The following is a 26,241-nucleotide window of genomic DNA, read 5'->3' as shown; positions in this document are numbered from 1 at the left end:
GCCGCATCGTCGGCACGGTGATGACGGGGCTGCTGCTCGGCATCCTGCTGTCGCGTGTCGTGGCCGGGTTCGTCGCCGAGACGGCCGGCTGGCGTGCGATGTTCGCACTCGCGGCCGCCAGCGTCGCCGCGATCGGCGTCGTGGCCGCGCGCGGGTTGCCGCACTTCGAGCCGACCACGCGCCTGCCGTACCGCGCACTGATCGGGTCGCTCGGCGCGTTGTGGCGCCAGCATCCGGCGCTGCGCCGTGCCGCGCTCGCGCAGGGGTTGCTCGCCATCGGGTTCAGCGCGTTCTGGTCCACGCTTGCGGTGATGCTGCACGGTGCACCGTTCCACCTCGGCAGTGCAGCCGCAGGCGCGTTCGGCCTCGCGGGCGCCGCCGGCGCACTGGCCGCGCCGATCGCCGGGCGCCTGGCCGACCATCACGGCCCCGAGCACGTCACACGCTTCGGCATCGGCATCGCGACGGTGTCGTTCGCGTCGATGGCCGCTGCGCCGCTGATGTCGCCGCATGCGCAGCTCGTGCTGCTCGCGGTCGCGACGATCGGCTTCGATCTCGGCGTGCAGGCCACGCTGATCGCGCACCAGGCAATCGTCTACCGGATCGACCCCGCGTCGCGCAGCCGCCTCAACGCGGTGCTGTTCGTCGGCATGTTCATCGGGATGGCGGCCGGCGCCGCGATCGGCAGTTTGTTGCTCGCGCAACTGGGCTGGAACGTGGTGACCGCGCTGGCCGTGGTCACCTCGCTGGCCGCGCTCGCCGTGCGGATCTGGCGCAACTGAATTTCCGCATCGCACGCACCTGGCGGGCAGGCCCACAGGGCTTGCCCGCCTTTTCTTTTATTTTCGACCGGCGCATGCATGACGCTGCGCAACCTGGCAGATTCGTGCGCATCCGGCACGAAAAGCGCCCATCCCGTGCAAGGTCCGCACCGGCTCGAACGAATGTCCAGTTGAACCAATTATTTTTTCGGCGGCCTTGCGCGTCGATGCAAAACGTCGGACGAATCGGATGCGCCCCGCCACACGGCGCTCACCCATCCGGCCCCACCGCTCGGCCCCGTTTTATCAGGGGATTCCCGGTATTTTTTCGCATTTTCTTCGAAATAACGGGTGACATACTTGCCCCCCGTTGCGCTCCGGTACGAGCGCGCTTTTCGATCCTGCCGGCCGCATGTCATGCGCTGAGCGTCCGCCCGGGTCGCACAGAACATGAACGATTTCGACACCACAATCCAGATCTTCCTCACCCACATCACGTTCGGCCCAACGATGAATCACGCGATCCGCGTGATCGCGGGCCTGTACACGTTCAAGGGCTTCGTGCTCATTCCCGTGCTGTGCTGGCTGTGGTTCCAGCCGGGCCCGAACCGCGAGCGGCAGCGCGAGCTGGTCGTCGCGACGATCGCGAGCGGGCTCATCGCGCTCGCGTTCGGCCGGCTGCTCGCACAAGTGCTGCCGTTCCGCGTGCGGCCGATCTACAACCCCGACCTGCATCTGCATTTCCCGTCGGCAGGATTGCGAGCGGCCACGCTGCAGGCATGGAGTTCGTTTCCGAGCGATCACGCGATGCTGTGGATGGCGATCGCCACCGGCATCTTCATCATCGCGCGCCGCGTCGGCGTGTTCGCGCTGCTGTATGCGGTCGTGTTCATCTGCGTGCCGCGCGCGTATCTCGGCTTTCACTACCCGACCGACCTGATCGCGGGCGCCGCAATCGGCATCGCGATCGCGTGGCTGCTGACGCGCGACCCGATCCGCTCGCGCTTCGCGCCGCAGGTGCTCGCGATGATCCGGCGCTTCCCCGCGCCGGCCTATACGCTCGCGTTCCTGCTGTGCTTCGAGCTGATCACGCAGTTCGACGAACTGCTGACGCTCGCGCAGTCGGCCACTCACACGATGTGACGGGGAGACGCCGCGATGCTGCCGCTGCTTTCGTTCCGCCGCCGCCCCGGCACGCGCTGCCGGCCATGCGCGGCAACCGCGCGCCGCGCGACGGCCGTGCCGATCAGTCGCGATCGGGCGCACCCAGCGGAAAGAACGAGCGATATGGCCGCGCCTCGTCGACCGCGCGCGCGAACGACGGCCGCGCCAGCAGACGCTTGCGATACGCGATCACGTTCGCGAACGACGGATCGATCCGGTGCGTCCAGTCCGCGTAGAACAGGAACGGCGCCGCGCCGCAGTCGGCGAGGCTGAAGCGGTCGCCGGCCGCCCATTCGCGATCGGCCATCTTCTGGTCCAGCCACGCATACGACGTGTCGAGCATCGCGCGCGCATCGGCGACACCGCGCGCATCGCGCTCGGCTTCCGGCCGCAGCGCGTCGAACACGACTTTCTGCTGCGGCGTCGACACGTAGTTGTCGAAGAAGCGATCCATCATCCGCACCTCGAGCGCCGCGTGCGGATCGTCGGGCAGCAGCCGCACCGGGCCCGGATGGTTCAGGCCGAGATACTCGATGATGATCGACGCCTCGAGCACCGTGCGGCCGGCATCGACGAGCACCGGAAAGCGTTTCAGCGGCCACAGCGCGGTCAGCTCCTGCATCGGCTTCGGATCGTCGTGCGCGAGCACGCGATACGCGAACGGCGTGCCGTTCTCGTACAGCGCGGTCAGCACCTTCTGGCAGTAGGACGAAAAGGGATGGGCGTAAAGCGTCGGCATCATCGGGCGGTCTCTCGGGGGTTTCGGCGCCGCGTGATGCGGCGCCACGTGATCGGATACCTTGACGACGAACGGCACGCGGCCGTTTCGACAGCGATCCGGATTTTTTTGTAGTGCGACTCGGGCCGTTACGACCGGCCGTCCATTACGACACGCCCCTCGGCACGCCAGCGCAGCATCCCGCCGCCGAGATTCGCCACCGTGTCGAAGCCGGCCTTCAGCAGAATGACGGTCGCCTGCGCGGATCGCCCGCCGGCCCGGCATACGGTCACGACCGGCCGGTCGCGCGCGATCTCTCCGGCGCGCGCGGCCAGTTCGCCGAGCGGAATCGGCGTCGCGCCGGGCAGGTGGCCGAGCGGGCCCGTGAATTCGTCCGGCTCGCGCACGTCGACGACCTGCACCGCCGGCAGATGGTCCTCGAGCCATTGCGGATCGATTTCCCAGAACCCGGCGAACGTATAGACGAGCGGCGCCCAGTCGGGCGCCGCCTGCACATCGGGCGCATTCGCGGCAACGCCGCACTGCAGGTTCGCCGGCACCGCGACGTCGATCTGCCGCGGGTGCGCGAGCCCGAGGTTGCGCATGTAGCCCGCGAAATCGTCTTCGCTCAGATCGCCGCCGAGGCGCGGATTGAAACGCCGCTCCTCGCCGACGCTCGTCACCGTGAGCCCGCGATAGTCGTGCGCCGGATACAGCAGGCACGCGGCCGGCAGCGTGAAGAGCCGGCCGTGCACCGCGCGATACAGCGCGCGCGGGTCGCCTTGCTGGAAATCGGTGCGACCGGTGCCGCGGATCAGCAGGCAATCGCCGGTGAACGCCATCGATTCGTCGTCGAGTACGAGGCTGATGCAGCCGTTCGTGTGGCCAGGTGTTGCGCGCACGGTCAGGTAGCGCGCGCCGAACGCGCAGCGGTCGCCGTCGTTCAGATAACGATCGGCGCCTTGCGCGCCGCTCGTGGCCGAGATCGCGATCGTGCTGCCCGTGCGCTGCTTCAGCAGCCACGCGCCCGTCACGTGGTCGGCGTGCACGTGCGTATCGACGGTCGCGACGAGCCGCAGCCCGAGCTCGTCGAGCAGCGCCGCGTCGCGGCGCACCTGCTCGAACACGGGATCGATCAGCAGCGCTTCGCGCGACGCGCGGTCGGCGAGCAGGTACGTGTACGTCGACGATTGCGGGTCGAACAGTTGCCGGAAGATCATCGCGAAGTCGCTCCGTCGCTGGTGGATGCCTGTTTGATGCGTGTTGATGCGTATTGTCCGGCCCGCGCCGCCGCTGTCGCTGTCGCGCGGGCCGCCCCGTCGTGGTCCTGCACGGCCGATATCCGGCCGGCCCGGCGCGTCAACTCGGCTGCGCCACGTAGCGCAGGTACGGCTTCAGTGTCCGGAAGCCTTCCGGATACTTCTGCTTCGCCGCATCGTCCGACACCGACGTCGGAATGATGACATCGTCGCCGGGCTTCCAGTTCACCGGCGTCGCCACCGTATGCTTCGCGTTGAGCTGCAGCGCGTCGAGCAGGCGCAGCACCTCGTCGAAATTGCGTCCCGCGCTCATCGGATAGACGAGCATCGCCTTGACCTTCTTGTCCGGCCCGACGATGAACACCGAGCGCACGGTCGCGTTGTCGACCGCCGTGCGCGGGCCGCCGCTCGCATTCGGATGAATCATGTCGTACAGCTTCGCGACCTTCAGTTCGTCGTCGCCGATCAGCGGGTAGTTGACCGCATGACCCTGCGTTTCAGCGATATCCGCGACCCACTTCTGGTGATCGCTGACCGGATCGATCGACAGCCCGATGATCTTCGTGTTGCGCTTGTCGAATTCCGGCTTGAGCCCGGCCATGTAGCCGAGTTCGGTCGTGCACACCGGCGTGAAATCCTTCGGATGGGAAAACAGGATCGCCCAGTGATCGCCGATCCATTCATGAAAGCGGATCGTTCCCTCGGTGGTCTCCGCGGTGAAATCGGGCGCGTCCTCGCCTAGTCGAATCGACATGTTCATCTCCATCAAGTGGGAATCGTCACGACGCCCGCGCCGCGGCTTGCGCGCGACGCGCGATCGTCCGCGCGCGAAGTGCCGGCATGGCACATGCCGGGTTCCGCGCGTTCATATAGCCTAGTTCAAAATGCGCGCGCCACCGGCATGCGGCGTGCGGCATACCGTCATGCCGTGGCCGATTCCGACGACGAATGCCGTGCCGCAAGAGGTTGCGCCACACCCGGCCGCTGGTGCGCGCTGACTTACACTACCGGCTGTTCTCGTCTTACGTTCACAGGAATTCCACCGACATGTCGATGACGATCGATCCGAAGCAGGCCGCCGCGCTGCTGGCCGTCGCCGACACCGGCAGCTTCGAGCAGGCGGCCGTGCGCCTGCACGTGACCGCGTCCGCCGTCACGCAGCGGGTCCGCGCACTGGAGGCGAGCCTCGGCACGCCGCTCGTGCTGCGCACGCGGCCGTGCCGCCCGACGGTAGCCGGGCAACGCGTGCTGCAGCACCTGCGCCGCGTCGCGCTGCTGCAGGCCGACCTGCAAAGCACGCTCGCGACCGAGCGCGAATCGCCGATCTCAGTCACGATCGCGCTCAATTCCGACAGCCTCGGTACGTGGTTTCTGCCGGCGCTGACGTCGGTGCTCGCGGGCGAGCGCATCCTGTTCGAGCTGATCGTCGAAGATCAGGACCATACGTTCGCGCTGCTCGAAAGCGGGATGGCGGTCGGCTGCGTGACGACCGAGCCGAAGCCGATGCGCGGCTGCCTCGCGACGCCGCTCGGCACGATGCGCTACCGGCTGCTCGCGGCCGCCGCGTTCGCGGTGCGCTGGTTTCCGCGCGGGCTGAACCGCACGAGCGCGCGCAAGGCGCCCGTCGTCGCGTATTCGCGGCGCGATACGCTGCAGTCGTCGTTCCTGAAGGAGAAGTTCGGGTTGCTCGAGGGCGCGTATCCGTGCCACTACGTGCCGGGCACCCATTCGCACTTCGCGGCGGTGCGGCACGGGCTCGGCTATGCGATGGTGCCGGAGCCGCTGATCGGCAGTGCGCCGCTCGACACGCACGGGCTCGTCGATCTCGCGCCCGCGCATCCGACCGACATCACGCTGTACTGGCACGCGTGGACCGTGCAGTCGCCGACGATGGCGTCACTGTCCGAGCGGGTGGTCGAAGCGGCACGCCGGCTGCTCGCGCCGCTGCCTTGACGCGCGTTGGAGCGGCACCGCCGCTGCGGCGTGCGATGCGCGATGCGCGATGCGCGATGTGCGGTGTGCGGTGTGCGGTGTGCGGTGTGCGGTGTGCGGTGTGCGGTGTGCGGTGTGCGGTGTGCGGTGTGCGGTGTGCGGTGTGCGGTGTGCGGTGTGCGGCGCGGTACATCTGGCGACGAGAATCCCCGCCGCGCCGCCTATACTTTTTCCATCGGTCTCGCGAACGCGCCGCGCGGCCGATCACGCACATCCGGCCGTTCCCTTTTCCGCAAGGAGAACATCATGTCTCGCCGCTATATCGATTGCCGCGAGTTTCCCAGCGCGATGAATTGCTCGGTCGCGATTTCTGCCGACTCCGACAACGAACTGCTGGAGGCCGCCGTGCAACATGCGGTCCTGGTGCACCAGCACACCGACAGCGCCGAACTGCGCACGCAGCTGCAAGCGCTGTTCCGCGACGGCACACCGCCCGCCGACGCACCCCGGCAAGCCTGATCCGCCGGCACGCCCGATATCGACAGACGGGTTGCCACGGCGCCCCCGTCGACTCTCCGCCCCCGGCTTCGCGCCATATCGGGCCGGCGTCCCCGCCGGCCGGCGCATTCCCCCTTACGCGCGGCGCTGCGCGAAATACGCACCGACCGCGTCGATAAACGTATCGATATCCGCGCGCGACACGTCGCAGTGCGTGACGAAGCGCGACGCGTACAGCATCTGCGTGAGGATCCCGCGTTCCTTGAGCCACGCCTCGAGCGGCGCGCAATCGGCTTCGGGGAATTGTGCGAACACCATGTTCGTCGCATGCGACAACACCTTCACGGTGTCGATGCGCGCAAGACCTTCGGCGAGATGCGCGGCATTCGCGTGATCGTCCGCGAGCCGCTCGACATTGTGGTCGAGCGCATACAGGCACGCGGCCGCGAGAATGCCCGACTGCCGCATCCCGCCGCCGAGCACCTTGCGCCAGCGCTGCGCGCGCTCGATCAGCGCCCGGTTGCCGACCAGTACCGAGCCGACCGGCGCACCGAGCCCTTTCGAGAAACAGATCGACACGCTGTCGAACGGCGCGCCCAGCTCGGCGATCGAACGGCCCGACGCGACGGCCGCGTTGCATACCCGCGCGCCGTCGAGGTGCAGCGACAACCCGCGGCTGCGCGCGAACGTGGTGGCTTCCTGCACATAGCCTTCCGGCAAGACCTGGCCGCCGATCGTGTTTTCGAGCGCGAGCAGGCGTGTGCGGGCAAAGTGATTGTCGAGCGGCTTGATCGCCGCGGCGATCTTCGCGAGCGGCAGCGTGCCGTCCGGCGCGTTCTCGATCGGCTGCGGCTGGATGCTGCCCAGCACGGCCGCGCCGCCGCCTTCGTACTTGTAGGTGTGCGCGAGCTGGCCGACGATGTATTCGTCGCCGCGTTCGCAATGGGCCATCAGCGCGGCCAGGTTGCTCTGCGTGCCGCTCGGGAAGAACAGACCGGCTTCCTTGCCGGCCCGCTCGGCCGTCACCGCCTGCAGGCGCAGGACGGTCGGGTCGTCACCCCATACGTCGTCGCCGGTTTCGGCGGCAGTCATCGCGGCCAGCATTGCCTGGCTCGGACGTGTCACGGTATCGCTGCGTAAATCGATCATCGCTGAGTCCTGGGTAAACGCGGACCGGATCCGATGCGCCCGGCCCTGCCGAAACGAGACTCAGAGTGTACGCAATTCACACAGCGTGTGTGTACCGACGGTCGATGCGCACACCGGGCGCGGCGCACTTGCGCGTCACGCCGCACGGCGACGACGAGGCGGCCGTCAGTAGCGCGGCGGCGGCGGCTGAACGCCCGCCGGCGGCATGGGCGGCGCCGCGCGCGGTGCGCCGCCATATCCGCCACCGCCATATCCGCCACCGCCGTACCCGCCGCCCCCGCCGCCGCTCATCCCGCCCGGTACCGGCACGCGGTTGCCGGTCGCGTACATGCATTGCAAGTAGCCGTAGTCGTAGCGGCGCTGGATGTCGTACGCCGAGCCTTTCGCCGCGCCGGCACCGACCACCCTGCCCCCGAGCAGCCCGGCGCCCGCGCCGACGGCCGCCCCCGTGCCACCGTTGAACGCCGCGCCGGCCGCCGCACCCAGCGCGGTGCCGACGGCCGCGCTGCCGACCGCGCTCGCGGTCGATGCCTGGCCCGCGCTCACGCCGCCCGATTGCTCGAACGCGTATTGACGGCAGTTCGCATCGTCGGCGCGGAACTGGTCGAACGACTTGCCGGTGCCGGGCAGCGCCATCACGCTCGGCCCGGTCGGCATGTACGCGCACGCGCCGAGCAGGCCGGCCAGCGCCAGCGCGGCCGGCACGCGCAAAAGTCGAGATACGGATTTCATCGTCGCGCCTCCGTCACTGCGGCCGAGCCGGCACCGATCGCCAGCCCGACTTGCAGGTCTTCACATACGGGTAGTAGTGCCTCGACGCGTCGCAGTAGTACCAGAGGTTCGCGTCGCCATCGTCCTGCGGCTGTCCCTTCTCGACGTACTGAGGCGGCGGCCCCGGATCGACGGGCACCGCGACGACGGGCGGCGGGTAGTAGTAAGGCGCGGGGACGACGGGGTAGTAATACGGGTAGCCGGGGCCGATATAGACCCCGACCCGGGCGGCATGCGCCACGCCGCCCGTGGCGATCGCCACCGCGGCCGCGGCGCCCAGCGCGAGCTTCAATCCATTCACGTCACGTTCTCCGGCTGGCGGTTCGTCGATGCGAACCCGACATACCGAACGCTACGCCGCGCGCGATCCGTCATCCATTACGGGCGCCCGCGCCAATGTTGCGCGACGTTACCAATGTGACAGACCCCATCGGCCGCGGCCCGCCGGCACGACCGGGCGCGTTACGCGATAACGCAACGCAACGGTTCGGCCACGCGAGGGCGCCGCACCGCGCGGTGTCACGCGGCGTTTGCGGGCGCGTCTAACCGTTCCAATGACGCGACGCGCCATATTGACGCACGTGCGTCAGACCGCCACGCCATGTCTGCGCGCGCCGCAAGCAGCCTTCTTGATACGAATCAACGATTTACCCCGGAAATGCGCACGACGGGCTGGACATCTGCGACGAGTTGGCACATTTCGCGGTGCAACATCGCGGCACATACTCCAGCCAACCCCGACGCCCGTCCGCCGGGGTCCGCCGGCACCCGTCGGCGGGTATCGTCAGCCTCGGTCAACTGGTATGGACACCGCTCTTTCGGCCCTCGATCTGGCCCGCCTGCAATTCGCGTTCACCGTCTCCTTTCACATCGTCTTCCCGGCGCTGAGCATCGGCCTCGCCAGCTTCATCGCCGTGCTCGAATATCGCTGGCTGAAAACCGGCAAGCAGTACTACAAAACCCTCTGTCTGTTCTGGTCGAAGATCTTCGCGGTCGCGTTCGGGATGGGCGTCGTCTCCGGCGTCGTGATGAGCTACCAGTTCGGCACGAACTGGTCGGGCTTCTCGAGCTTCGCCGGCGCCGTCACCGGGCCGCTGCTGATGTACGAGGTCATGACCGCGTTCTTCCTCGAGGCCGGCTTCCTCGGCATCATGCTGTTCGGCTGGAACCGCGTGAGCCCGCGCGCGCACTTCGGCGCGACGCTGATGGTCGCGATCGGCACGCTGATCTCGACGTTCTGGATTCTCGCGTCGAACAGCTGGATGCAGACGCCGCAGGGCTTCGAGATCGTCGACGGCCGCGTCGTGCCGACCGACTGGTTCGCGATCATCTTCAACCCGTCGTTCCCGTACCGCCTGTTCCACATGGCGATCGCCGCGTTCATCGTCGCCGCGCTGGTGGTGGCCGCGACCGGCGCATGGCACCTGCTGAAGGGCCGTCGCGACAAGGGCGTGAAGAAGATGTTCTCGATGGCGCTGTGGCTGCTGCTCGTGCTCGCGCCGCTGCAGGCCGTGATCGGCGACCAGCACGGCATCAACACGCTGAAGCACCAGCCGGCGAAGATCGCCGCGATCGAAGGGCTGTGGGAAACCGAGAAGGGCGGCACGCCGCTCAACCTGTTCGGCATCCCCGACATGAAGGCGGAAACGACCCGCTACGCGGTGAAGGTGCCGCACCTCGGCAGCCTGATCCTCACGCACAGCTGGGACGGCGAGATCCGCGGGCTGAAGGAATTCCCGCCGGAAGACCGCCCGAACTCGACCATCGTGTTCTGGAGCTTCCGGATCATGGTCGGCCTCGGCTTCGCGATGATCGGCCTCGCCGCGCTCGCATGGCTCCTGCGCCGCCGCGGCCGCCTGTATGAATCGAAGTGGTTCCAGCGCTTCGCGCTCGTGATGGGCCCGACCGGCTTCGTGTCGCTGCTCGCGGGCTGGGTGACGACCGAAGCGGGCCGCCAGCCGTGGGTCGTGTATGGCGTGATGCGCACCGCGAAGGCCGTGTCGCCGCTGTCGGTGCAGCAGGTCAGCCTGTCGATGATGACGTTCGTGATCGTGTACTTCCTCGTGTTCGGCACCGGCGTGTACTACATGCTGAAGCTGATGAAGGCCGGCCCCGCGCTGCCCGACGTGAAGCACGACGACACCCCCGACACGCGCCCCGACCACACCGCGCGCCGCCCGATGTCGGCCGTCGACGAGCCGCTCGAGACCGTCTGAGCCCCACCCTTTCCGCATACGAGAAAACCTATGGACGTCACCGTAATCTGGGCCGCGATCATCGCATTGGGGCTCTTCATGTACGTCGTGCTCGACGGCTTCGACCTCGGCATCGGCATCGTCTTCCCGTTCTTCCCGGACGAGAAGGAACGCGACCTGATGATGAACACGGTCGCGCCCGTGTGGGACGGCAACGAGACGTGGCTCGTGCTCGGCGGCGCCGGGCTGTTCGCGGTGTTCCCGATCGTCTATTCGACCGTGCTGTCCGCGCTGTACCTGCCGCTGATCTTCATGCTGGTGTGCCTGATCTTCCGCGGCGTGTCGTTCGAGATCCGCGCGAAGGCACGTCGCACGAAGCAGCTGTGGGATCTCGCGTTCATCGGCGGCTCGGCCGGCGCGACGCTGTTCCAGGGGATCGCACTCGGCGCGTTTCTGCAGGGCATCAACGTGAAGGACGGCGTGTTCGCGGGCGACGCGTTCGACTGGTTGACCCCGTTCAGCCTGCTGACGGGCCTCGGCCTGATCGTGACCTATGCGCTGCTCGGCTGCTGCTGGCTCGTCGCGAAGACGGAAGGCGACCTGCAGCGCCGCCTGCATCGTGTCGTGTGGCCGCTGACGGTCGTGCTGCTCGGCTTCATCGCGGTCATCAGCCTGTGGACGCCGCTGCAGGATCCGGCCATCGCGCAGCGCTGGTTCGATTCGGGGCTGTTCTGGCGCCTGTTGCCGGTGCCGTTCCTGGTCGCCGGGTGCGCAGTGTGGATGCGCCGCGCGGTGCGCGACCGGCATGACATGACCCCGTTCGTGCTCGCGCTGGCGCTCGTGCTGCTCGGCTACGTCGGCCTGCTCGTCACGCTGTTCCCGTATGCGATTCCTCAGACGATGACGATCTGGGAAGCCGCGGCGCCGCGTTCCAGCCAGACCTTCACGCTGGTCGGCGCAGCGGTTATCCTCCCGATCATCATCGCCTACACGACGATGGGTTACTGGGTATTCCGAGGCAAGGTGCGCCATGAAGACCAGCATTACTACCACCACTGATTCCGCCGAACGCCAGCCCGCCGCGCCGAAGCCGCGCATGCGCGGCTGGATGTGGTTCATCGTCCTGTGGGCGGGCGGCGTGATCGGCGCCGTCACGCTCGGCTACGCGTTCAAGATCTTCATGAACCTGACGCTGTTTGCGGTGAAGTAGCCCCCTGCGTGGCACGCCGGGGCGAATGCCGGACCCGTTCCGCGCCTCTCGCCGCCGGCGTACCGCACTCGACACCGGCGCGCTGCCGTGGCGATCGCATGCCGCGGCTTTCACGCACCGGCGCGTCCCCCGCTCACCGCTCGCACTTCGTCGCGCACATCGCCTTGTCCACTTCCGTGAAGAATGCCTGGTAATACTCGGGCTCCATGACGGTCTTGGTCCGCGAATCGCCGGCGCTGTCCCACACCGTGCGATCGAATCGCGCACGCACGATTGCGACGTGCGCGTTTGCGACATGCGCGTCTGCGACATGCACGTCCCGCCCCGCCCGAACCGTCACGATCGCGGCCACGCGCTCGTGATCGGGCTTGACCGGCAGCATCCCGATGCGGGCCTTCAGCGCGCCGCGCAACAGCTGACGCCACTTCGGGATCAGCGTCTCGCTGCGCCCCGCTTCCACCAGCCCCGAATCGCGATCGACCGTCACCGGCGCATAACCCTGCGCGCGCAGCACGCCGGCCACCGCGTCGAGCGCGCGCGCCTGCGTCGCATCCGCGTAGCGGCGGTCGGTCAGCATGCGCAGTGTCTGCCGCTCGGTATCGGTCAGGTCGACTTCGGTCTGGCTCGAGCTGTAGCGCACCAGCGAGCCGCCGTCGCCGATCTGCCGCTCGTTCTCCGGCTTCGTCGCGCATCCGGTCAGCGCCGCGAAGAGTCCGGCACAGGCGAGCGCCAACGCGCCGCGGCTGCGCACGGGCGGCACGGCGGCCAGACGGTGCGTCGCGCGCCGCGCCTCGCGCCGAAGGCGCAGACGGTAGCGAATTCCGGTTGCCCGGGCGTCGGGTGGCGATATGATCGTCATCGGGGCGTTCTCTCCTGTCGGCGCCATGATAGGGAGGCGCCCCGGCCGCCACAAACGACATTTTTTGACCCACTGTGTAGCTTTTCTTCGCGATCTCACGATGCGCCGATTGCCGCCCCTGAACGCGCTGCGCAGCTTCGAAGCTGCCGGCCGCCTGCAGAGCCTCACCCTCGCCGCCGACGAGCTGAACGTGACCCAGAGCGCGGTCGCGCAGCAGATCCGCGTGCTCGAATCGTTCTTCGGCCAGAAGCTGTTCGAGCGCGACGGACGCTCGATGCGGCTCACGCCGCGTGCGCGGCATTACCTCGTCGACGTCGCGAGCTGCCTCGGCCGGCTCGCGCAGGCGACGGGGCAGATGTTCGAACCCGGCGGCGGCCAGCCGGTGCGGATCAACGCATCCGTCTCGTTCGCGCACGGATGGTTGCTTACGCAACTGGCCGCGTTCCAGGCCGAACATCCGGACATCGACGTGCAACTCGTCACGACGCCCGGCAACGAGCGCGACCAGTTCGACGAAACCTGCGACATCGTGGTCCGCCGCTATACACCGGAGCTGCGCCGCAAAGGGTTCGTGTCGCGGCCGCTGCTCGCGACCGTCGCGGTGCCGGTGTGCGCGCCCGGCCACCCGGTGCTCGACCAGGCGCGCACGCCAGCCGACCTGCGCAACGCGCCGCTGCTGCATTACGCGGGTTTGCCGCAGGCATGGCAATACTGGTTCCACCAGGCGGGCTCGGTCGTCACCGAGACGCTGCGCGGCCCGTTCTATCGCGAGTTCTTCCTGATGACCAAGGCCGCCGCGAGCGGGCTCGGCGTGTGCCTCGCGCCGCGTGCAGTGGTGCGCGACGATCTCGAGCAAGGGCGGCTCGTCGCGCTGTTTCCTGAAGTCCACCTGGAAGCGCCGCCGTTTCATTGCCTGTATCGCGACGACGACGATCCGTCGCTGCGTACGTTCGTCGACTGGCTGTTTGCGCGGGCGGAGGCACTGGAGGGGGCGCCGCCGCAGTAACCCGCGCCGCGCGGGCGACGGCCCGCGTTGCCGATTACGTCAGCGCCGCTCGCGCAGCGCCGCCTCGATCTTCCGGTCGGTTTTGTACTGGCTCAGCGCATACACCGACCAGATCGCGGCCGGCAGCCAGCCGATGATCGTGATTTGCAGGATCAGGCAGATGATTCCGGCGATCGGGCGGCCGATCGTGAAGAACTGGAACCACGGCAGCAGCAGGGCAAGCAGAAGGCGCATGAACAAACCTCTCGGTGCGTCGTTGAACGGGTGATGCGTGGCGAATATGCCGGTGCCTGCTCCGGAATTCAAGCCGTCCGCCGCGATGCGTGCCTGCTACACTCGCGCGTCGTCGAACGAAGCACGACCAGAACAACAACGGAGAGAGAGGGTAATGAACACCCCATCGTCACACTGCGGCGGCAAGCGGCCCGCCATCGCGCCCCCGAAGCAAACCTGGCGCCGCTGCGCGGCGGTCGCGCTCGCCGCCTTCATCGCCGTCGGCGTCGCGCACGCCGGGACGAAGCCGACAACGCGCTACGCGATCAATCTGACCCGCGACAGCGGCAGCGAAATACCGCTGGCCAACGAACCCTACAGCTGGACCACGCACGACGGCAAGGTGCTGGCCGAGGGCGTGACCGACGACAAGGGACGTGCCGCCGTCGCACGGCAGGCAGGCGAGGCGCACTATGTGCTGGAGACCGTCAACACCCGCTGGATCTATACCGTCGACAACGCTTGCTGGACGCACCGCGACGACGCCTTTGCCCGCTGCGCGAAGCTGACCGACGCCGTCAACCTGGTCGCGCAGCGCATGGCCGACAACGCGCGCAACGAGCAGGCCGCCGCCGCCAAGCGCGACGATGCCATGCTCGCCCGTTACCGCGCGGCCGCGGCTGCCAATGACGACGAACTCGTGTGGCTGGGCCCGCTGCCGGCCGAATGGTCGAGGGACGACGTCCAGAAACAGCTCGACGACGTGTACGGCAAGATCAAGCATGAGCTCGACCATCTCGGCAATGCCGACATCGACGTGTCCCGCTTCGTGTGCCGGTCGCCCGACCAGATCGGCCCGTCACCGGACCAGCAGGCCGTGATCGACTACCTGAGCAGCCTGCGCAAACCGGGTTCGACGACGCCCGCGCAGTGGACGGCGCTCGTCGAAGCCGCGCGCAAGGGCAACTGGCTCGCGCGGTTGCAGATCTTCGTCGCGCTCGGCTCGCGCCCGAAAGACGATCTCGTATCGGTCTACCGGCGTATCCAGCTGATGGCGTGGTTGCAGGCGAACCACGTCGGCGCGCTGTACACCTACTACCTGGGCGAACTCGCCGCAACCGGCTATTTCGAAGGGCCCAGCCCCGATGCCACGTCGCCGATTCCGTTGTATGCGGCGATGCGCGGCAGCTACGCGGCGATGAAGCGCGCGGGCGATGCGCTCATGGCTGAGGACGAACCGGAAGCGCAGGCGATCGGCAAGCGCATGCACGATTGCGCGGTGCAAATGATGCCGGTGCTGTTCGCGAAGTAGGCGCGCACCGCCCCTCACGCAGCGCGCAACCGGCCCGCCGCACGGCCGGCGGCGGGCAGTCCTGCGGCGTCGCGTCGCTCAGCGACCGATCCCGAGCCCCGGCAGCACGCCGGTATTCTCGGCCACCACCGCATGCAGCAGGCGCGGGTTCGCGCCGAGCAGCCCGAGGATCGTCGGCGCGACCTGCTTCGTGCCGACCGTGTCGGTCACCGTGCGTGCGCGATGCAGGCCCGGATACGACACGAGCAGGCCGAGGTGGCTGTCGTCCGGCGCGTTGCCGCCGTGCTCCTCGTCCTTCTTCGTGCTCGACGTGTAGATCACGCCCGGATTCGGCTGGACGATGATGTCCGGCGTGCGGCCGTTGGCCGGATCGCCGAAGCGGTCGGCGAGCGCCGCGCCGTACAGGATGTAGGCCTGCGAGCCATCCGCGCAGATCCCCGGCGCGTTGCAGCTCAGGTTCGCCTTCAGCGTCTGCACCACGGCCGTGCGCTGGTTGCGGTCGCGCAGCCAGATCAGGCCGACGTCGTCGGTCTGCACGAAGCCCGTGTCGACCAGGCCCGAACCGTCGTTCAGGTTGCCCGTCGTCGTGTTGTTCTGGCCGAAGTTGCCGTTCGGGTCGAGGTAGTTGTTCGTTTCGAGCAGCTTCGTCAGCGTGTCGCCGTTCTTCACGAGCTTCGTGCGGTCGGTCGGCGACTGGCCATGCTTCGACGTGACGATCACGGCCGTCGACGAATACAGGTTCGCCTGCTTCAGCGCCGCGACGACATGGCCGATCGAGTTGTCGACATACGTGATCGCGTTCGCGACCTGCCCGTTCGGCGTGAAGTTCGCATCCATGTAGCCGCCGCCCTTCGTCACCACCGCCTTCTGCGCGACGCTCAGCGTCTGGAAGTCGGCGCCGAACAGCGTCGGCACCGGCGCGCTCTTCGTGCCCGTCGAGTCGCGGCCGTTGATCTGGTTGATCAGCGCCTGTACGTGCAGGTTGTCGAATTGCGCGGTGTGCGAATAGACGTCCGTGTAGTCCGTCTTCGTCGTCGGGTCGATCGAGTTGATCTCGGTGCGCATCAGATCGTCGACGCCGGTGCCCGACGGCCCGTTCAGCCAGTCGTAGCCCCATGCGTGCTTGTCGGCCCACGCGGTGGTGGCGTTCGGGATGCCGGCCTTCACGGCCTCGAACACCGTGTTGGTCTTCACGTAGTTGTGCGGATAGACCGGCACGCACTTGCCGTTGACCTTCGCGTTCGGGATCGCCTGCGGGTTGAACGCGCCGCCGCCGTTCAGGTGGACGAGCGCGCCGCCGTTCTGGGCATCGATGCCGGTCGTCTCGTCGAACACGACGTTCCAGCCCTGCTTGCCCGAGCAGCTCGTGTCGCCCGGCGCGTACAGGTTGCGGTCGTACGACACGTCGTAGAACAGGCCGGCCGTCTTCGGCGAGCCGCCCGTCACGAGCGCGGCGAGGCCCGGGAACGAATCCGACAGGCCCGGCGTATAGGCATTCGTATACGTCACGCCGTGCTGCGCGAGCACCGCGATGTTCGGGCACGTGTTCGCGCCGATGCAGCGCGCGAGATCCTGCTCGTGCAGGCCGTCGACGCTGATCAGCAGCACGTGCTTCACGACGCGGCTCGCGTGGCCGCGGTCCTCGCCCTGACTGTCGCCGTCCTGCTGCGCCGCGTGCGCACCCGCACCTGCGAGCGCCAGCGCGCCCGCCACCATCGCCACCAACTTCCGCTGCTTACCAAGGAAAGACATGATCACCCCACCTCATCGATTGACGTTGAACTGCGTGACTTGCCAACAAGCGCGCAAAATATCGCTGCGCCGTGGGGCGCTCGCATGAAGCGAGGCTTACTGTTTTCTATCAAACGTAACCAATCGCAAGTGACACGAAGCGGTCGCAAAGGAAGGTGACCCAGCGCACATTGCGACGCGTGCTTTCACCCGCCGGCACCGCGCCGGTGCATCGGTCAAACCGCCCGCGGCGTTACCCGCCGCGCGATTTTTTTTCCGGCTTGGCGCACGACTATTGGCGTGTGATAAAGGGTTTTCCCTGACCCGGAGCACGAGTATGTCGACCCTGGAAGCTCTCCGGTTCGTGCTGGACGATGCACGCACCCCCGAAATCATTCGCCACCACGTCGTCGACGCGTTGCAGTACGCGTTGCGCAACTACGGACAGGTGTTCACCGCGAAGGAAGTCGAATGGCTGGCGCAGTGGGACGACGCGCGTCTGCCGCTGGCCGCGAAGAAGGAATTGGGCAAGCGCGAAGAACCGGCGATCGCCGCGCGCTGAAGGAAGCACGCCGCCGCGCCCGAACGGATGAACGGACGCAGCGGCGGCGGATGGCCGGCTTACTGCAGGCCGAAGTCGACGCGGGTCGTCGCGCCCTTGTCCTCGATGCCCTTCGCGTCGAGCTTCGGCGCGACGACGAACACGCGGCTCGAATCGATCTTGCCGTCGAGGTACTGGCGCACGGCCTGCGCGCGCTGCTGCGCGAGCGCACGCAGCGCGTTGTCGTCGGCCGGCGCGTGCTCGGCGAGCGCCTTCTTCATGTCGGCGTCGGGTAGCGTCTTCTGCAGGCCGATCAGGTTGCGCGGCTTCTTGAAGTCGGCGGCCTTGTACGCGCGCGTCAGGTACTTGCTGTACTCGGCCGGCTCGACCTTCACCGACATCGGGTCGATGCTCTCGCCCTGCCCGACCACGTCCTTCAGCTTCTGCTGGCGCACCAGCCGGTCGACGTACGCGTCGCCGAGCCCCGACGTGTCCTTCGCCGGATCGACGCGGCCGATCAGGTCGAGGCGGATCGACGGCTTCTCGGTCAGCATCTTCACGACGGTGTCGAGCTTCTTCTGCTGCGCGTCGTCGAGCTGGTACGAGCCCGGCGCGAATTCGACATAGCCGAGATCCTCGCCGCCGCTGCCGAACGCATGCGCGAGCAGCGAGAACGGCGACGTGACGGCCTTCGCGATCAGGTTCAGCACCGCGCGCCAGATCAGCCCGCCGACGCTGAACTCCGGATTCGACAGCGAACCGGACACCGGCAGGTTCACGTCGATCTGGCCGCGCGTGTTCTTCAGCAGCGAGATCGCGAGCTTCACCGGCAGCTTGGTCGCCGTGTCGTTCTCCACATGGTCGCCGAACGTGAGCTGGTCGATGAAGATGTGGTTGTTCGCCTTCAACTGGTCGTTCTCGAGCGCGTAATGCAGGTCGACGTTGAGCTTGCCCTTCGTGATCGGGTAGCCGGCGTACTTCGCCGAGTACGGCGTCAGGTTGGTCAGCTCGATGTCGTGCGCGGTCGCGGTGAGGTCGAGCGCCGGCTTCTCGATCAGCGGGTTCACCGAACCCTTGATCGAGATCGGCCCGTTGCCCGCGAGGTTCGCGGCCACGTCGACCGGCGCGGACGTCGTCGAATCCGTGCCGAACGCGCCGACCGTGCCCTTGATTGCGACGAGGTTCGCCGTGTAGTTCGGCTTGATGAAGTTGTCGGTGTACGTGACACGGCCGTTCTGCAGCAGCAACTCGCCGAAATGCATCCGCACCGGGTTCTGCGGCGGCGTCGCCGCCTTCACGACCACCGTCGCGGATGCGGCGGCCGGCGCCGACGCCTGCTGCGCGGCCGCAGCCGATGCTGCCTGGGCGGCGGCCGGCGGCGTCATGCCCGGCGACAGCGGCACCGGTTCGCTCTTGCTCGCATCGCGCGTGAGCGACTGCGCGGGGCCCGACTCCTTCGCGACGACGTCCTTCAGGTTCAGCCGCCCCTGCGCATCGAGCAGCACGCGGCCGTAGAAGTTCGAGAACGTCACGCGCGACGCGTCGACGTCAGTGCCCTTCTCGTCGTAGTTCGCCTTCAGGTTCGTCAGCGCGAGGGAGCGCCAGCCCGCGAACGGGTCGGAGGTCGCCTTGTCGAGCATCCGCACGTCGATCAGCGCGACGTCGCCGCGGTAGGTCGCGCGCGGCGTGTCCTTCACCTGCGCGAACGTGAGGTTGCCCTGCGCGTTGAGCAGCGCGCTGGCGATCGTCGCGTTCAGCGCGCTGCCGAAGTACGGCTCGAACGCGGCTGCATCGAGGCGGTTGCCGTTGATCTTCAGGCCGAGCTTCAGCGGCTGCGCGGTCACGTCGCCCGTCACGTTCAGCGAGCCCTTGCGGTTCAGCGTCGCCTTCAACTGCACGGGCAGCGGCTTGGTCATGTCGTCGCTGATCTTCTGCACCGACAGGTCCAGCGGCTTGATCGCGAGCTTCACCGGGCGCGGCGTCGACAAGTCGGTGAAGTTCGCGGACGAATCCTTCACGTTCAGCGCGTCGATCCGGTAATGCCACGACGGCGCGGCGGCCTCGGCCTTGCGCGCGACCGTGCGCTTCGGCACCGACGCCTGCGCGGGTTCGGCCAGCGCCGCGAGGTCGATCTTGCCGTCCTTCAGGCGCTGCACGTCGAGCGCGAGCCCGCTGGCGTCGACGCTCGCGATCTCCGCGGTGCGCGCGGCCACGTCGACCTTCGCGATCTTCGCGCTCGCGTCGGGCAGCACGATCGCCGGCGCCTTCGCGTCGGGCGTCGCGATCTTCAGCGACTTCAGGCTGATCGTGCTGTCGGCGACCTGCGCGGCGAGCGGCGTCTTGCCCCAGTCGGCCTTGGCATTGACGGTCGCGCCGAGCGTGCCGTCGAGCACGCGCGCACGCGTCGCTTCGCCCAGGTACGGCTGCAACGCCGGCAGCGCGAGCGCGGCGACCGTCAGCTTGCTGTCGGCCTGCTTCTCCGCGAGATTGAAGGTGCCTTCGGCCGTCACGTCGCCGCCGCGCGACAGCGACGTCGACAGCGTGTATTTCGCGGGCGTCTTGCCCTGCATCGAGAAGCCGTCGAGCGTCGCGGCGAGCTTCGTGAGCGACAGCGCGGTCGGCGTCGCCGGCACGCGGTCGTCGACGTTGACCGTGCCGCCGTCGATCGCGAAGTGACGGATCGTCAGGTCGAGCGGCGGCGCCTCCTTCGCGCCGGCTTCGGCCTTCACGCCGCTGGCGGCGGCAACGGCCGCGGCGGAAGCGGCCGCGGCGCCCGACGCCGCCGGCTTCTCGGCGGCCTTCGATGCGGCGGCCGGCTGTGCGGCGAGCTTCTCGACGTTCAATACGCCCTGCTTGTCGCGCGACAGGTCGACCACCGGCTGGTCGATCCGGATCTCGTCGAAGTGCATCGCGTTGCGCAGCGGCTCGAGGCTGGCCGCCGCGACGTGCACGCTACGCGCGGCGAACAGCGGCGCGGATGCGGGATCGGTCACCTTCGCGTCGTTCAGGTCGACGGTGCCCGATACGCGCAGCGCGGGCGTCTCGCCGCTCATCACGAAGTTGACCTTGAGGTCGCTGCTCAGCAGGCCGCTCGTCACGGCCACCGGCAGCTTCGCCGGCACGTACGAGATCAGCTTCGGCACGTCGAGGCCGTCGAATTTCAGCGCGATCTCCGATTCGCGCGACTGCGCGAACGGCTTGGTCTTGCCGTCGATCGCGATCGGGCTGCCGTCGAAGCGTGCGCGCAGCTTCGGTTCGACGAAGATGTCGGTCTTCGATGCCAGCGTCGCGATATACGGAATGCCGAGCGTCCAGTTGTCGACGACGTGCTTTTCGTTCAGCAGGCGGTCGTCGAAATCGATCCGGCCGTTGTTGACCTGGATGTTCGACACCGAGAACTGCGTCGGCTTGCTTTCGGGTTTCGGCGACGGCGTCGAGAACTTCTCGATCAGGTCGGTGAAGTTGAAGCGCTGCGCGTCGTAGCGGACGATATGAAAGCGCGGCGAATCGAGGCGGACTTCATTGACGATCGGCGCGCCGCGGAACAGCGACGACCACGACGGCCGCACGACGAGCTTCGCGATGTCGATGAAGTCGCCCTGCCCGCCTTTGTCGCCGAGGTGGATGCCGTCGGCTTCGAGGTTCAGCGTGTACGGGTTCAGCGCGATGCGCTGGATCGTGGCGGGCCGGTCGAGCTGCTGGCTCAACTGCTGTTCGGCGATATGGCGGATCAGCGGCGGCGCCGCGAAGAACCCGAGCAGTCCGAATAAAACGAGGAAGATCAGCAGGCCGATGCCGATGCGCCGGGTGCGGCGCGAGCGGGCAACGCCACCGAGGGCATGGAGGGTCGAGGATACGGTTTCTTTGTCTGCGCTTGCCATGCTTGAATGCCTCGGGATGGAATGCCGGGCCGCACCGGACAACCGGGCGGCCACGCACGCTATCCCGAAAGTATAGGCTCAGGAGGTGACGGTACGGGGTTCGGGCGCCGTCGCGCCCGCCGGTCGGACAACGCCGCCGGTCATCCGTTCATTTCCGGACGATGACGGGCGGCATCCACGACCCGTCGCTCGCCTGCGGCTTCGGTGCGTACAGGCGCAATGCGAGTGCGAAATCGGCGCGCGGCGCCGGCAGCCAGTTGGCCGCGTGCGTGCCGCCCGGCGACGCCGACACGACGATGTCGATCGAGCCGTCGTGGTTGCGGCGCAGCCGGTCGCGATCGCCGAGCGAGCGGCGCGCCGATCCGACGTCGGGCAGCGCGCCGTTCGTCGAATAGGGCGTGAGCGTCCAGAACGCGCGCACCGGCGGCAGCGCGCCCGGCGCGAAATGCAGCATGTAGCGGTTCGCACCGTTCAGCGGATGGCCGTCGCTGTCGACGCGGACGACCGCGAGCGTTTCGTCGTCGCGCGTCGCGGTGCCGAATTGCGTGTAGCCCGCGTATGCGCGCAGCGTGTAATCCTGGCCGTACTTGCCGGCCGTATCGCCGATCCAGCTCCAGCCGTTCGCGTTCAGCAGGTTCGACGGCGGCGTCGCGAGGCGCGCGCGCGCCTCGGCCACGCCGGCCGTCGCGGCCGCAAGGCGGTCGCCCGTCCACAGTACCGGGTAGCCGGCCGACACGCCGATGTCGCCGAGCAACGCCTGCGCGTGCGCGTCGTCGGCCGGTGCCGGGTTGTCCTGAAGCGCCTGCGCGAAGCGCGTGAAGAACGCCTTCGGGTCGAGCGCGGCCACCTGCTCGGCCGGCGTGCCGCCGCCCACCGCTTCGGACGGCGCGCTGCCCGCATGGACCGCGACCGACGCGCCGCGCGCGGCGCCCGTGTAGACCGACAGCGGCACCACGCGGATCGCGCGCTGCAGTTTCTTCACGTTCGTCAGGTCGCGCCCGCCGCTCGTCTGCAGCCGGACTTCGAGCCACGCGTTGGCCGACGGGACGTCGATCCTGACCGCGCCCTTCGGCAGCGTGCCCTGCCAGTCCTTTGCGGCGAAGGCAATCGTTTGCGATCGCGCGCCGCCGCGGACACCGCGTGCCGCCACGCTCGACCCCGACCACAGCACGTTGGTCCACATGTCGAGCGCACGCGCGTCCCAGTAGCGGCCGCGCGTGTCGGGCAGCGTGACGATCACGGGTTCGGCGGCGACGTCGAGCCAGCCGGTCGAGTCGAGCGTGTCGACGCCCGGCAGCGGCGGATTGACCGCGCCGACAGGCGGCAGCGCCTGCGCGTGGCGCAGCGTGTTGAGGGGCGCCTGCCCCGGTTGCGCGCCGTCGCCGCCCGTCGCCGCTTCCTTCGCGACGTCCATCAGCACGAGCGGATACGCATAAACATAGGAGTCGGCGACTTCCGCGCGCATCCAGCCGGTTTTCCGCTGGATCGCATCCGGTTGCGACGCGCACCCCGCCAGCAGCGCCGCCATGGCCAGCGGCACGCACGCGCGCCGCAGAGCCACGGATTCTCGTAGGTTTTCAATCATCGATTCTGGCCGAATATTCTTTCTTTTCAGTCAACGCCCGGTTCGGCTCGAAAACGGCGAACCCGGGCACCTCAGCCCGCCCGGATGGCCGTTTCGTCACGTTTCGCTACGGTGGGCGCTGATGTCAGCGCCGGTATCATAGCGCCTAAGGGCATCCCCCAATATGCCGAATAACAGGCGGGGCCTAGCTGCGGCATGGGGACGCCGCCGATATTTCGTCCGAGCCCCCAATCAATCGGGGCGAGATCGCATCGGTTTCGGCCTGTGCGGGCGCGATCCGAACGCGAATCGAACCGCCGCCCAGGTTGACAGATGGTGTCACTATTGACACCATTCGGTATGGCACGCGAATGGAAGCTCCTCGAGCAAATGAGGTGCGAGCCCGCGAACGTGCGATTCAACGATCTGTTCAAGGTCTGCGAGGCGCACTTCGGACCGGCCCGCCAATCCGGTTCCAGCCATGCCATTTTCAAGACACCGTGGCAAGGCGACCCCCGAGTGACTATCCAGAACGATCAAGGGAAAGCAAAGGCTGATCAGGTGCGGCAGGTTCTCGACGCGATCGATCGGCTGAAGGAACAGAAATCATGAACCAAGACCACTTTACGTACCGCGTGACGTGGTCCCCGGAGGACGGGGAGCACGTCGGCCTGTGCGCGGAGTTCCCTTCTCTTTCGTGGCTCGACGGCACACCGGAAGGCGCGCTGGCCGGCATTCGCCGGCTCGTCGCCGAGGTCGTGCGCGACCTGACCGCGAACGGAGAGAAAGTGCCCGAGCCGATCGCCGACCGAACCTACAGCGGCGAATTCAAGGTTCGCATCCCGCCGCAGGCGCACCGCGCGCTGGTGATCCAGGCCGCCGAACAAGGCGTCAGCCTGAATCGTCTCGCGAGCGCCAAGCTCTGCGCCTGACCGCGCCATCGCGCTCGCCAGTATGAGTTGCCCGGCTTTCCGTCTGGAGGCCGGGCGTCTGACTTTTCGGGACCGTGGCACCCTGTGTGCATCGACGACCTCGCACCGATCCGCTCGACCTGCGTCACATCGTCATCGCCGCTTGACCTTACCATCATGGGAATGTTGATACTGGAACCATTCGCGGCATGAACCGCGCATTTGGGGAATCCGACATGACTGAACCACTCGCCTCCGCCGCACTGCAAACCATCGAACTGAGCGTCGACGGCATGCATTGCGGCGGCTGCACGGGCCGCGTGCAGCGCGCGCTGGCCGCCGTGCCGGGCGTCGTCGACGCGACGGTCGATCTCGATGGCCACTCGGCGACCGTGACCGCGCAGGAAACGATCGACGCCGCGCAACTCGTCGATGCGGTCGGCGCTGCCGGCTACCGTGCGGCCGTGCGCGAGCCGGCGCTCGAAACCGCTGTGCCCGTGCCTCGTGCCGAAGCGTCGCCCGCACCGGCGGCCACAGCCGTTTCGACCACGAGCCAGCCGCTTCCGGCTGAAACCACGATCGAACTCGATATCGACGGCATGACCTGTGCGTCGTGCGTGTCGCGGGTCGAAAAGGCGCTGGCGAAGGTGCCGGGTGTCACGCGTGCGTCGGTCAATCTGGCAACCGAACGCGCCACCGTCGATGCCACGGCAGACGTTTCCGCCGCGCGACTGGTGGAAACCGTGAAACAAGCCGGCTACGGCGCAACGCCGACCATAACGGATGCCGGCGTCGCCACGTTCGTCCCTTCCCCGCCTGCCGCGCCCGCCAGCATCGAACTCGACATCGACGGGATGACCTGCGCGTCCTGCGTGTCGCGTGTCGAAAAGGCGCTGGCGAAGGTGCCGGGCGTCACGCGCGCGTCGGTCAACCTTGCGACCGAGCGAGCCACCATCGACGCGACACCCGACGTGACCGCCGCACGGCTCGCCGAAGCCGTGACACAAGCCGGCTATGGCGCGACGCCGGTTGCCGGCGCGGCCATCCCGCCGACAGCCTCCACGGCCTCCGCCGATCTCGAACTCGACATCGGCGGGATGACCTGCGCGTCCTGCGCCGGCCGCGTCGAAAAGGCGCTGGCCGCCGTGCCGGGCGTCGCGCGCGCCTCCGTCAACCTCGCGACCGAGCGCGCATCGGTGCATGGCGCCGGCGCGCTCGACGCCGCCACGCTGATCGCCGCCGTCACCACCGCCGGCTACCGCGCGTCGCTCGCCGCCGCGTCATCGGCCGTTGCCACGGCCGGCGCTGACGCGCGACCGGCCAACGCCGCGCAGGACCCCGATGCGCGCAAGCGCCGCGAAGCGATTCGCGAACGCAACCTGGTGATCGGGGCCGCCGTGCTGAGCGCGCCGCTCGTCGCGCCGATGCTCGTCGCGCCGTTCGGCGTCGACCTGATGCTGAACGGCTGGCTCCAGCTCGTGCTCGCATCGATCGTCCAGTTCGGCTTTGGCGCGCGCTTCTATCGTGCCGCCTGGCATGCGGTGAAGGCGCGCGCCGGCAACATGGACCTGCTCGTCGCGCTCGGCACGTCGGCCGCGTACGGGCTGAGCCTGTGGATGCTGCTGCGCGACCCCGCACATCCCGGCCACCTGTATTTCGAGGCGTCGGCCGTCATCGTCACGCTGGTGCGCTTCGGCAAATGGCTCGAATCGCGCGCGAAGCGCCAGACCACCGACGCGATCCGCGCGCTGAACGCGCTGCGGCCCGACCGGGCGCGCGTCGTCGAGCACGGCGTCGAGCGCGACGTGCCGCTGGCGCAGGTGCGCGTCGGCACCCGCGTCAGCATCCGCCCCGGCGAACGCGTGCCCGTCGACGGCCGGATCGTGTCGGGCCGCTCGCACATCGACGAATCGCTGATCACCGGCGAAAGCCTGCCGGTACCGAAGGACGACGGCGACCCCGTCACGGCCGGCTCGATCAACGGTGAAGGCGCGCTCGTCGTCGAAACCACCGCGATCGGCGCGGAGACGACGCTCGCGCGCATCATCCGCCTCGTCGAATCCGCGCAGGCCGAGAAAGCGCCGATCCAGCGGCTCGTCGATCGCGTGAGCGAGGTGTTCGTGCCGGCGATCCTCGGCATCGCGGTGCTGACGCTGGCCGGCTGGCTGATCGCCGGCGCCGGGACGGAAACCGCGATCCTCAACGCGGTCGCGGTGCTCGTCATCGCGTGCCCGTGCGCGCTCGGCCTCGCGACACCCGCCGCGATCATGGCCGGCACGGGTGTCGCGGCCCGGCACGGCGTGCTGATCAAGGATGCGCAAGCGCTCGAACTCGCGCAGCGCGCGACCGTGATCGCGTTCGACAAGACCGGCACGCTGACCGAAGGCAAGCCGTCCGTGACGGCGTTCGAAGCCGTTGGCGTGCCGCATGACGAAGCGCTCGCGCTCGCGGCAGCGGTGCAGCGCCAGAGCGACCATCCGCTCGCGCGCGCCGTGGTCGCCGCGCACGACGCCGACGTTGCCGCGCGCGGCAATGCGGTGCCGTCGGCCATCGCGGCCGATGCGCG

Annotated in this window: 24 protein-coding genes; 13 read left to right on the top strand and 11 right to left on the bottom strand. The window is 68.1% G+C overall.

The genetic code is table 11. The features are described from left to right. Positions 1-782 (top strand): MFS transporter (locus G3N61_RS28770; RefSeq protein ID WP_205824147.1); only part of this gene is annotated, 782 nt, incomplete at its 5' end. A gap of 429 nt (positions 783-1,211) precedes the next feature. After that, on the top strand, positions 1,212-1,904 hold the full coding sequence (locus G3N61_RS28765; RefSeq protein WP_205824146.1) for a phosphatase PAP2 family protein: 693 nt from the start codon (positions 1,212-1,214) through the stop codon (positions 1,902-1,904). Positions 1,905-2,007: 103 nt separating this feature from the next. Here the strand turns inward: G3N61_RS28765 and G3N61_RS28760 are convergent, their stop codons facing one another. The 3 genes from G3N61_RS28760 to G3N61_RS28750 form a co-directional block, all read right to left on the bottom strand. After that, complete coding sequence (locus G3N61_RS28760; protein WP_205824145.1) at positions 2,008-2,667, bottom strand: glutathione S-transferase family protein; 660 nt, start codon at positions 2,665-2,667, stop codon at positions 2,008-2,010. 125 nt (positions 2,668-2,792) lie between these two features. Continuing rightward, the gene (locus G3N61_RS28755; protein WP_043181096.1) at positions 2,793-3,863 is read right to left on the bottom strand and encodes an MBL fold metallo-hydrolase; all 1,071 of its coding nucleotides are present in this window, start codon (positions 3,861-3,863) and stop codon (positions 2,793-2,795) included. A 139-nt stretch (positions 3,864-4,002) separates the two neighbouring features. Beyond that, complete coding sequence (locus tag G3N61_RS28750) at positions 4,003-4,656, bottom strand: peroxiredoxin (protein ID WP_043181488.1); 654 nt, start codon at positions 4,654-4,656, stop codon at positions 4,003-4,005. A 293-nt stretch (positions 4,657-4,949) separates the two neighbouring features. On the opposite strand from G3N61_RS28750, the gene G3N61_RS28745 reads away from it, so the two are divergent. Both G3N61_RS28745 and G3N61_RS28740 read left to right on the top strand, forming a co-directional pair. Then, entirely contained in the window at positions 4,950-5,855 is a 906-nt protein-coding gene (locus G3N61_RS28745) for an HTH-type transcriptional regulator ArgP (RefSeq protein ID WP_205824144.1), read from the top strand. Between the two features lie 285 nt (positions 5,856-6,140). After that, positions 6,141-6,353 carry a DUF1059 domain-containing protein gene (locus tag G3N61_RS28740; RefSeq protein ID WP_011353793.1) on the top strand — a complete coding sequence of 71 codons (213 nt, stop codon included), beginning with the start codon at positions 6,141-6,143 and terminating at the stop codon, positions 6,351-6,353. Between the two features lie 114 nt (positions 6,354-6,467). On the opposite strand, the gene ltaE is transcribed toward G3N61_RS28740, so the two are convergent. The 3 genes from ltaE to G3N61_RS28725 all read right to left on the bottom strand — a co-directional run bounded on the left by ltaE (position 6,468) and on the right by G3N61_RS28725 (position 8,553). Next, positions 6,468-7,481 (bottom strand): low-specificity L-threonine aldolase, encoded by a 1,014-nt coding sequence (gene ltaE, locus G3N61_RS28735; protein WP_089441456.1) that lies wholly within the window; start codon positions 7,479-7,481, stop codon positions 6,468-6,470. Positions 7,482-7,646: 165 nt separating this feature from the next. Beyond that, complete coding sequence (locus tag G3N61_RS28730; protein WP_205824143.1) at positions 7,647-8,213, bottom strand: hypothetical protein; 567 nt, start codon at positions 8,211-8,213, stop codon at positions 7,647-7,649. 13 nt (positions 8,214-8,226) lie between these two features. After that, entirely contained in the window at positions 8,227-8,553 is a 327-nt protein-coding gene (locus G3N61_RS28725; protein WP_043181104.1) for a hypothetical protein, read from the bottom strand. A gap of 502 nt (positions 8,554-9,055) precedes the next feature. On the opposite strand from G3N61_RS28725, the gene G3N61_RS28720 reads away from it, so the two are divergent. The 3 genes from G3N61_RS28720 to G3N61_RS28710 are packed head-to-tail and all read left to right on the top strand — an operon-like array spanning position 9,056 to position 11,657. Beyond that, positions 9,056-10,468, top strand: a complete 1,413-nt coding sequence (locus tag G3N61_RS28720; RefSeq protein WP_043181105.1) for a cytochrome ubiquinol oxidase subunit I — start codon at positions 9,056-9,058, stop codon at positions 10,466-10,468. A gap of 30 nt (positions 10,469-10,498) precedes the next feature. Beyond that, positions 10,499-11,506, top strand: coding sequence for a cytochrome d ubiquinol oxidase subunit II (cydB, locus tag G3N61_RS28715; RefSeq protein ID WP_089451661.1), 1,008 nt, complete (start codon positions 10,499-10,501; stop codon positions 11,504-11,506). After that, positions 11,478-11,657 carry a hypothetical protein gene (locus G3N61_RS28710; RefSeq protein ID WP_043181109.1) on the top strand — a complete coding sequence of 60 codons (180 nt, stop codon included), beginning with the start codon at positions 11,478-11,480 and terminating at the stop codon, positions 11,655-11,657. Before cydB ends, G3N61_RS28710 begins: the two co-directional genes overlap by 29 nt. Positions 11,658-11,790: 133 nt before the next feature. On the opposite strand, the gene G3N61_RS28705 is transcribed toward G3N61_RS28710, so the two are convergent. Next, complete coding sequence (locus tag G3N61_RS28705) at positions 11,791-12,516, bottom strand: hypothetical protein (RefSeq protein ID WP_205824142.1); 726 nt, start codon at positions 12,514-12,516, stop codon at positions 11,791-11,793. A gap of 100 nt (positions 12,517-12,616) precedes the next feature. On the opposite strand from G3N61_RS28705, the gene G3N61_RS28700 reads away from it, so the two are divergent. Then, positions 12,617-13,522 (top strand): LysR substrate-binding domain-containing protein, encoded by a 906-nt coding sequence (locus G3N61_RS28700; protein WP_241017949.1) that lies wholly within the window; start codon positions 12,617-12,619, stop codon positions 13,520-13,522. 39 nt (positions 13,523-13,561) lie between these two features. Here the strand turns inward: G3N61_RS28700 and G3N61_RS28695 are convergent, their stop codons facing one another. Continuing rightward, positions 13,562-13,756: a YqaE/Pmp3 family membrane protein gene (locus tag G3N61_RS28695; protein ID WP_006397338.1), complete on the bottom strand. Its 195-nt coding sequence runs from the start codon at positions 13,754-13,756 to the stop codon at positions 13,562-13,564. Between the two features lie 154 nt (positions 13,757-13,910). Here G3N61_RS28695 and G3N61_RS28690 point away from each other — a divergent pair, with 154 nt between their 5' ends. Continuing rightward, complete coding sequence (locus G3N61_RS28690; protein ID WP_205824140.1) at positions 13,911-15,047, top strand: hypothetical protein; 1,137 nt, start codon at positions 13,911-13,913, stop codon at positions 15,045-15,047. A gap of 78 nt (positions 15,048-15,125) precedes the next feature. On the opposite strand, the gene G3N61_RS28685 is transcribed toward G3N61_RS28690, so the two are convergent. Then, complete coding sequence (locus G3N61_RS28685) at positions 15,126-16,805, bottom strand: alkaline phosphatase family protein (RefSeq protein WP_089451656.1); 1,680 nt, start codon at positions 16,803-16,805, stop codon at positions 15,126-15,128. A 310-nt stretch (positions 16,806-17,115) separates the two neighbouring features. Here G3N61_RS28685 and G3N61_RS28680 point away from each other — a divergent pair, with 310 nt between their 5' ends. After that, positions 17,116-17,340, top strand: coding sequence for a hypothetical protein (locus G3N61_RS28680; RefSeq protein ID WP_027790361.1), 225 nt, complete (start codon positions 17,116-17,118; stop codon positions 17,338-17,340). A gap of 59 nt (positions 17,341-17,399) precedes the next feature. Here the strand turns inward: G3N61_RS28680 and G3N61_RS28675 are convergent, their stop codons facing one another. Together G3N61_RS28675 and G3N61_RS28670 are read right to left on the bottom strand one after the other, a co-directional pair. Continuing rightward, positions 17,400-21,200, bottom strand: a complete 3,801-nt coding sequence (locus G3N61_RS28675) for a DUF748 domain-containing protein (protein ID WP_205824139.1) — start codon at positions 21,198-21,200, stop codon at positions 17,400-17,402. Between the two features lie 148 nt (positions 21,201-21,348). Further along, complete coding sequence (locus G3N61_RS28670) at positions 21,349-22,785, bottom strand: DUF1254 domain-containing protein (protein ID WP_205824138.1); 1,437 nt, start codon at positions 22,783-22,785, stop codon at positions 21,349-21,351. 339 nt (positions 22,786-23,124) lie between these two features. On the opposite strand from G3N61_RS28670, the gene G3N61_RS28665 reads away from it, so the two are divergent. From G3N61_RS28665 to G3N61_RS28655, 3 genes are all read left to right on the top strand, one after another. Continuing rightward, positions 23,125-23,376, top strand: coding sequence for a toxin HicA (locus tag G3N61_RS28665; RefSeq protein WP_241017947.1), 252 nt, complete (start codon positions 23,125-23,127; stop codon positions 23,374-23,376). Beyond that, complete coding sequence (locus G3N61_RS28660; RefSeq protein WP_175025031.1) at positions 23,373-23,696, top strand: toxin-antitoxin system HicB family antitoxin; 324 nt, start codon at positions 23,373-23,375, stop codon at positions 23,694-23,696. The genes G3N61_RS28665 and G3N61_RS28660 overlap by 4 nt, the downstream gene beginning before the upstream one ends. 215 nt (positions 23,697-23,911) lie before the next feature. Continuing rightward, positions 23,912-26,241, top strand: a 2,330-nt coding sequence (locus G3N61_RS28655) for a heavy metal translocating P-type ATPase (RefSeq protein WP_205824136.1), incomplete at its 3' end; no start/stop codon positions are given.

This window comes from Burkholderia sp. Ac-20349, from assembly GCF_017104865.1.
GTDB lineage: Bacteria > Pseudomonadota > Gammaproteobacteria > Burkholderiales > Burkholderiaceae > Burkholderia > Burkholderia aenigmatica.
This window is presented reverse-complemented; position numbering and strand designations above follow the sequence as displayed.

Bases quoted from the DNA above. Each gene is read 5' to 3' on its own strand.
- G3N61_RS28660 (WP_175025031.1), top strand. From the start codon at position 23,373: ATGAACCAAGACCACTTTACGTACCGCGTGACGTGGTCCCCGGAGGAC.
- G3N61_RS28730 (WP_205824143.1), bottom strand. From the start codon at position 8,213: ATGAAATCCGTATCTCGACTTTTGCGCGTGCCGGCCGCGCTGGCGCTG.
- G3N61_RS28705 (WP_205824142.1), bottom strand. From the start codon at position 12,516: ATGACGATCATATCGCCACCCGACGCCCGGGCAACCGGAATTCGCTAC.
- cydB (WP_089451661.1), top strand. From the start codon at position 10,499: ATGGACGTCACCGTAATCTGGGCCGCGATCATCGCATTGGGGCTCTTC.
- G3N61_RS28690 (WP_205824140.1), top strand. From the start codon at position 13,911: ATGAACACCCCATCGTCACACTGCGGCGGCAAGCGGCCCGCCATCGCG.
- ltaE (WP_089441456.1), bottom strand. From the start codon at position 7,481: ATGATCGATTTACGCAGCGATACCGTGACACGTCCGAGCCAGGCAATG.
- G3N61_RS28755 (WP_043181096.1), bottom strand. From the start codon at position 3,863: ATGATCTTCCGGCAACTGTTCGACCCGCAATCGTCGACGTACACGTAC.
- G3N61_RS28665 (WP_241017947.1), top strand. From the start codon at position 23,125: ATGGCACGCGAATGGAAGCTCCTCGAGCAAATGAGGTGCGAGCCCGCG.
- G3N61_RS28700 (WP_241017949.1), top strand. From the start codon at position 12,617: ATGCGCCGATTGCCGCCCCTGAACGCGCTGCGCAGCTTCGAAGCTGCC.
- G3N61_RS28680 (WP_027790361.1), top strand. From the start codon at position 17,116: ATGTCGACCCTGGAAGCTCTCCGGTTCGTGCTGGACGATGCACGCACC.
- G3N61_RS28765 (WP_205824146.1), top strand. From the start codon at position 1,212: ATGAACGATTTCGACACCACAATCCAGATCTTCCTCACCCACATCACG.
- G3N61_RS28675 (WP_205824139.1), bottom strand. From the start codon at position 21,200: ATGGCAAGCGCAGACAAAGAAACCGTATCCTCGACCCTCCATGCCCTC.
- G3N61_RS28760 (WP_205824145.1), bottom strand. From the start codon at position 2,667: ATGATGCCGACGCTTTACGCCCATCCCTTTTCGTCCTACTGCCAGAAG.
- G3N61_RS28670 (WP_205824138.1), bottom strand. From the start codon at position 22,785: ATGATTGAAAACCTACGAGAATCCGTGGCTCTGCGGCGCGCGTGCGTG.
- G3N61_RS28740 (WP_011353793.1), top strand. From the start codon at position 6,141: ATGTCTCGCCGCTATATCGATTGCCGCGAGTTTCCCAGCGCGATGAAT.
- G3N61_RS28710 (WP_043181109.1), top strand. From the start codon at position 11,478: ATGAAGACCAGCATTACTACCACCACTGATTCCGCCGAACGCCAGCCC.
- G3N61_RS28750 (WP_043181488.1), bottom strand. From the start codon at position 4,656: ATGTCGATTCGACTAGGCGAGGACGCGCCCGATTTCACCGCGGAGACC.
- G3N61_RS28720 (WP_043181105.1), top strand. From the start codon at position 9,056: ATGGACACCGCTCTTTCGGCCCTCGATCTGGCCCGCCTGCAATTCGCG.
- G3N61_RS28695 (WP_006397338.1), bottom strand. From the start codon at position 13,756: ATGCGCCTTCTGCTTGCCCTGCTGCTGCCGTGGTTCCAGTTCTTCACG.
- G3N61_RS28745 (WP_205824144.1), top strand. From the start codon at position 4,950: ATGTCGATGACGATCGATCCGAAGCAGGCCGCCGCGCTGCTGGCCGTC.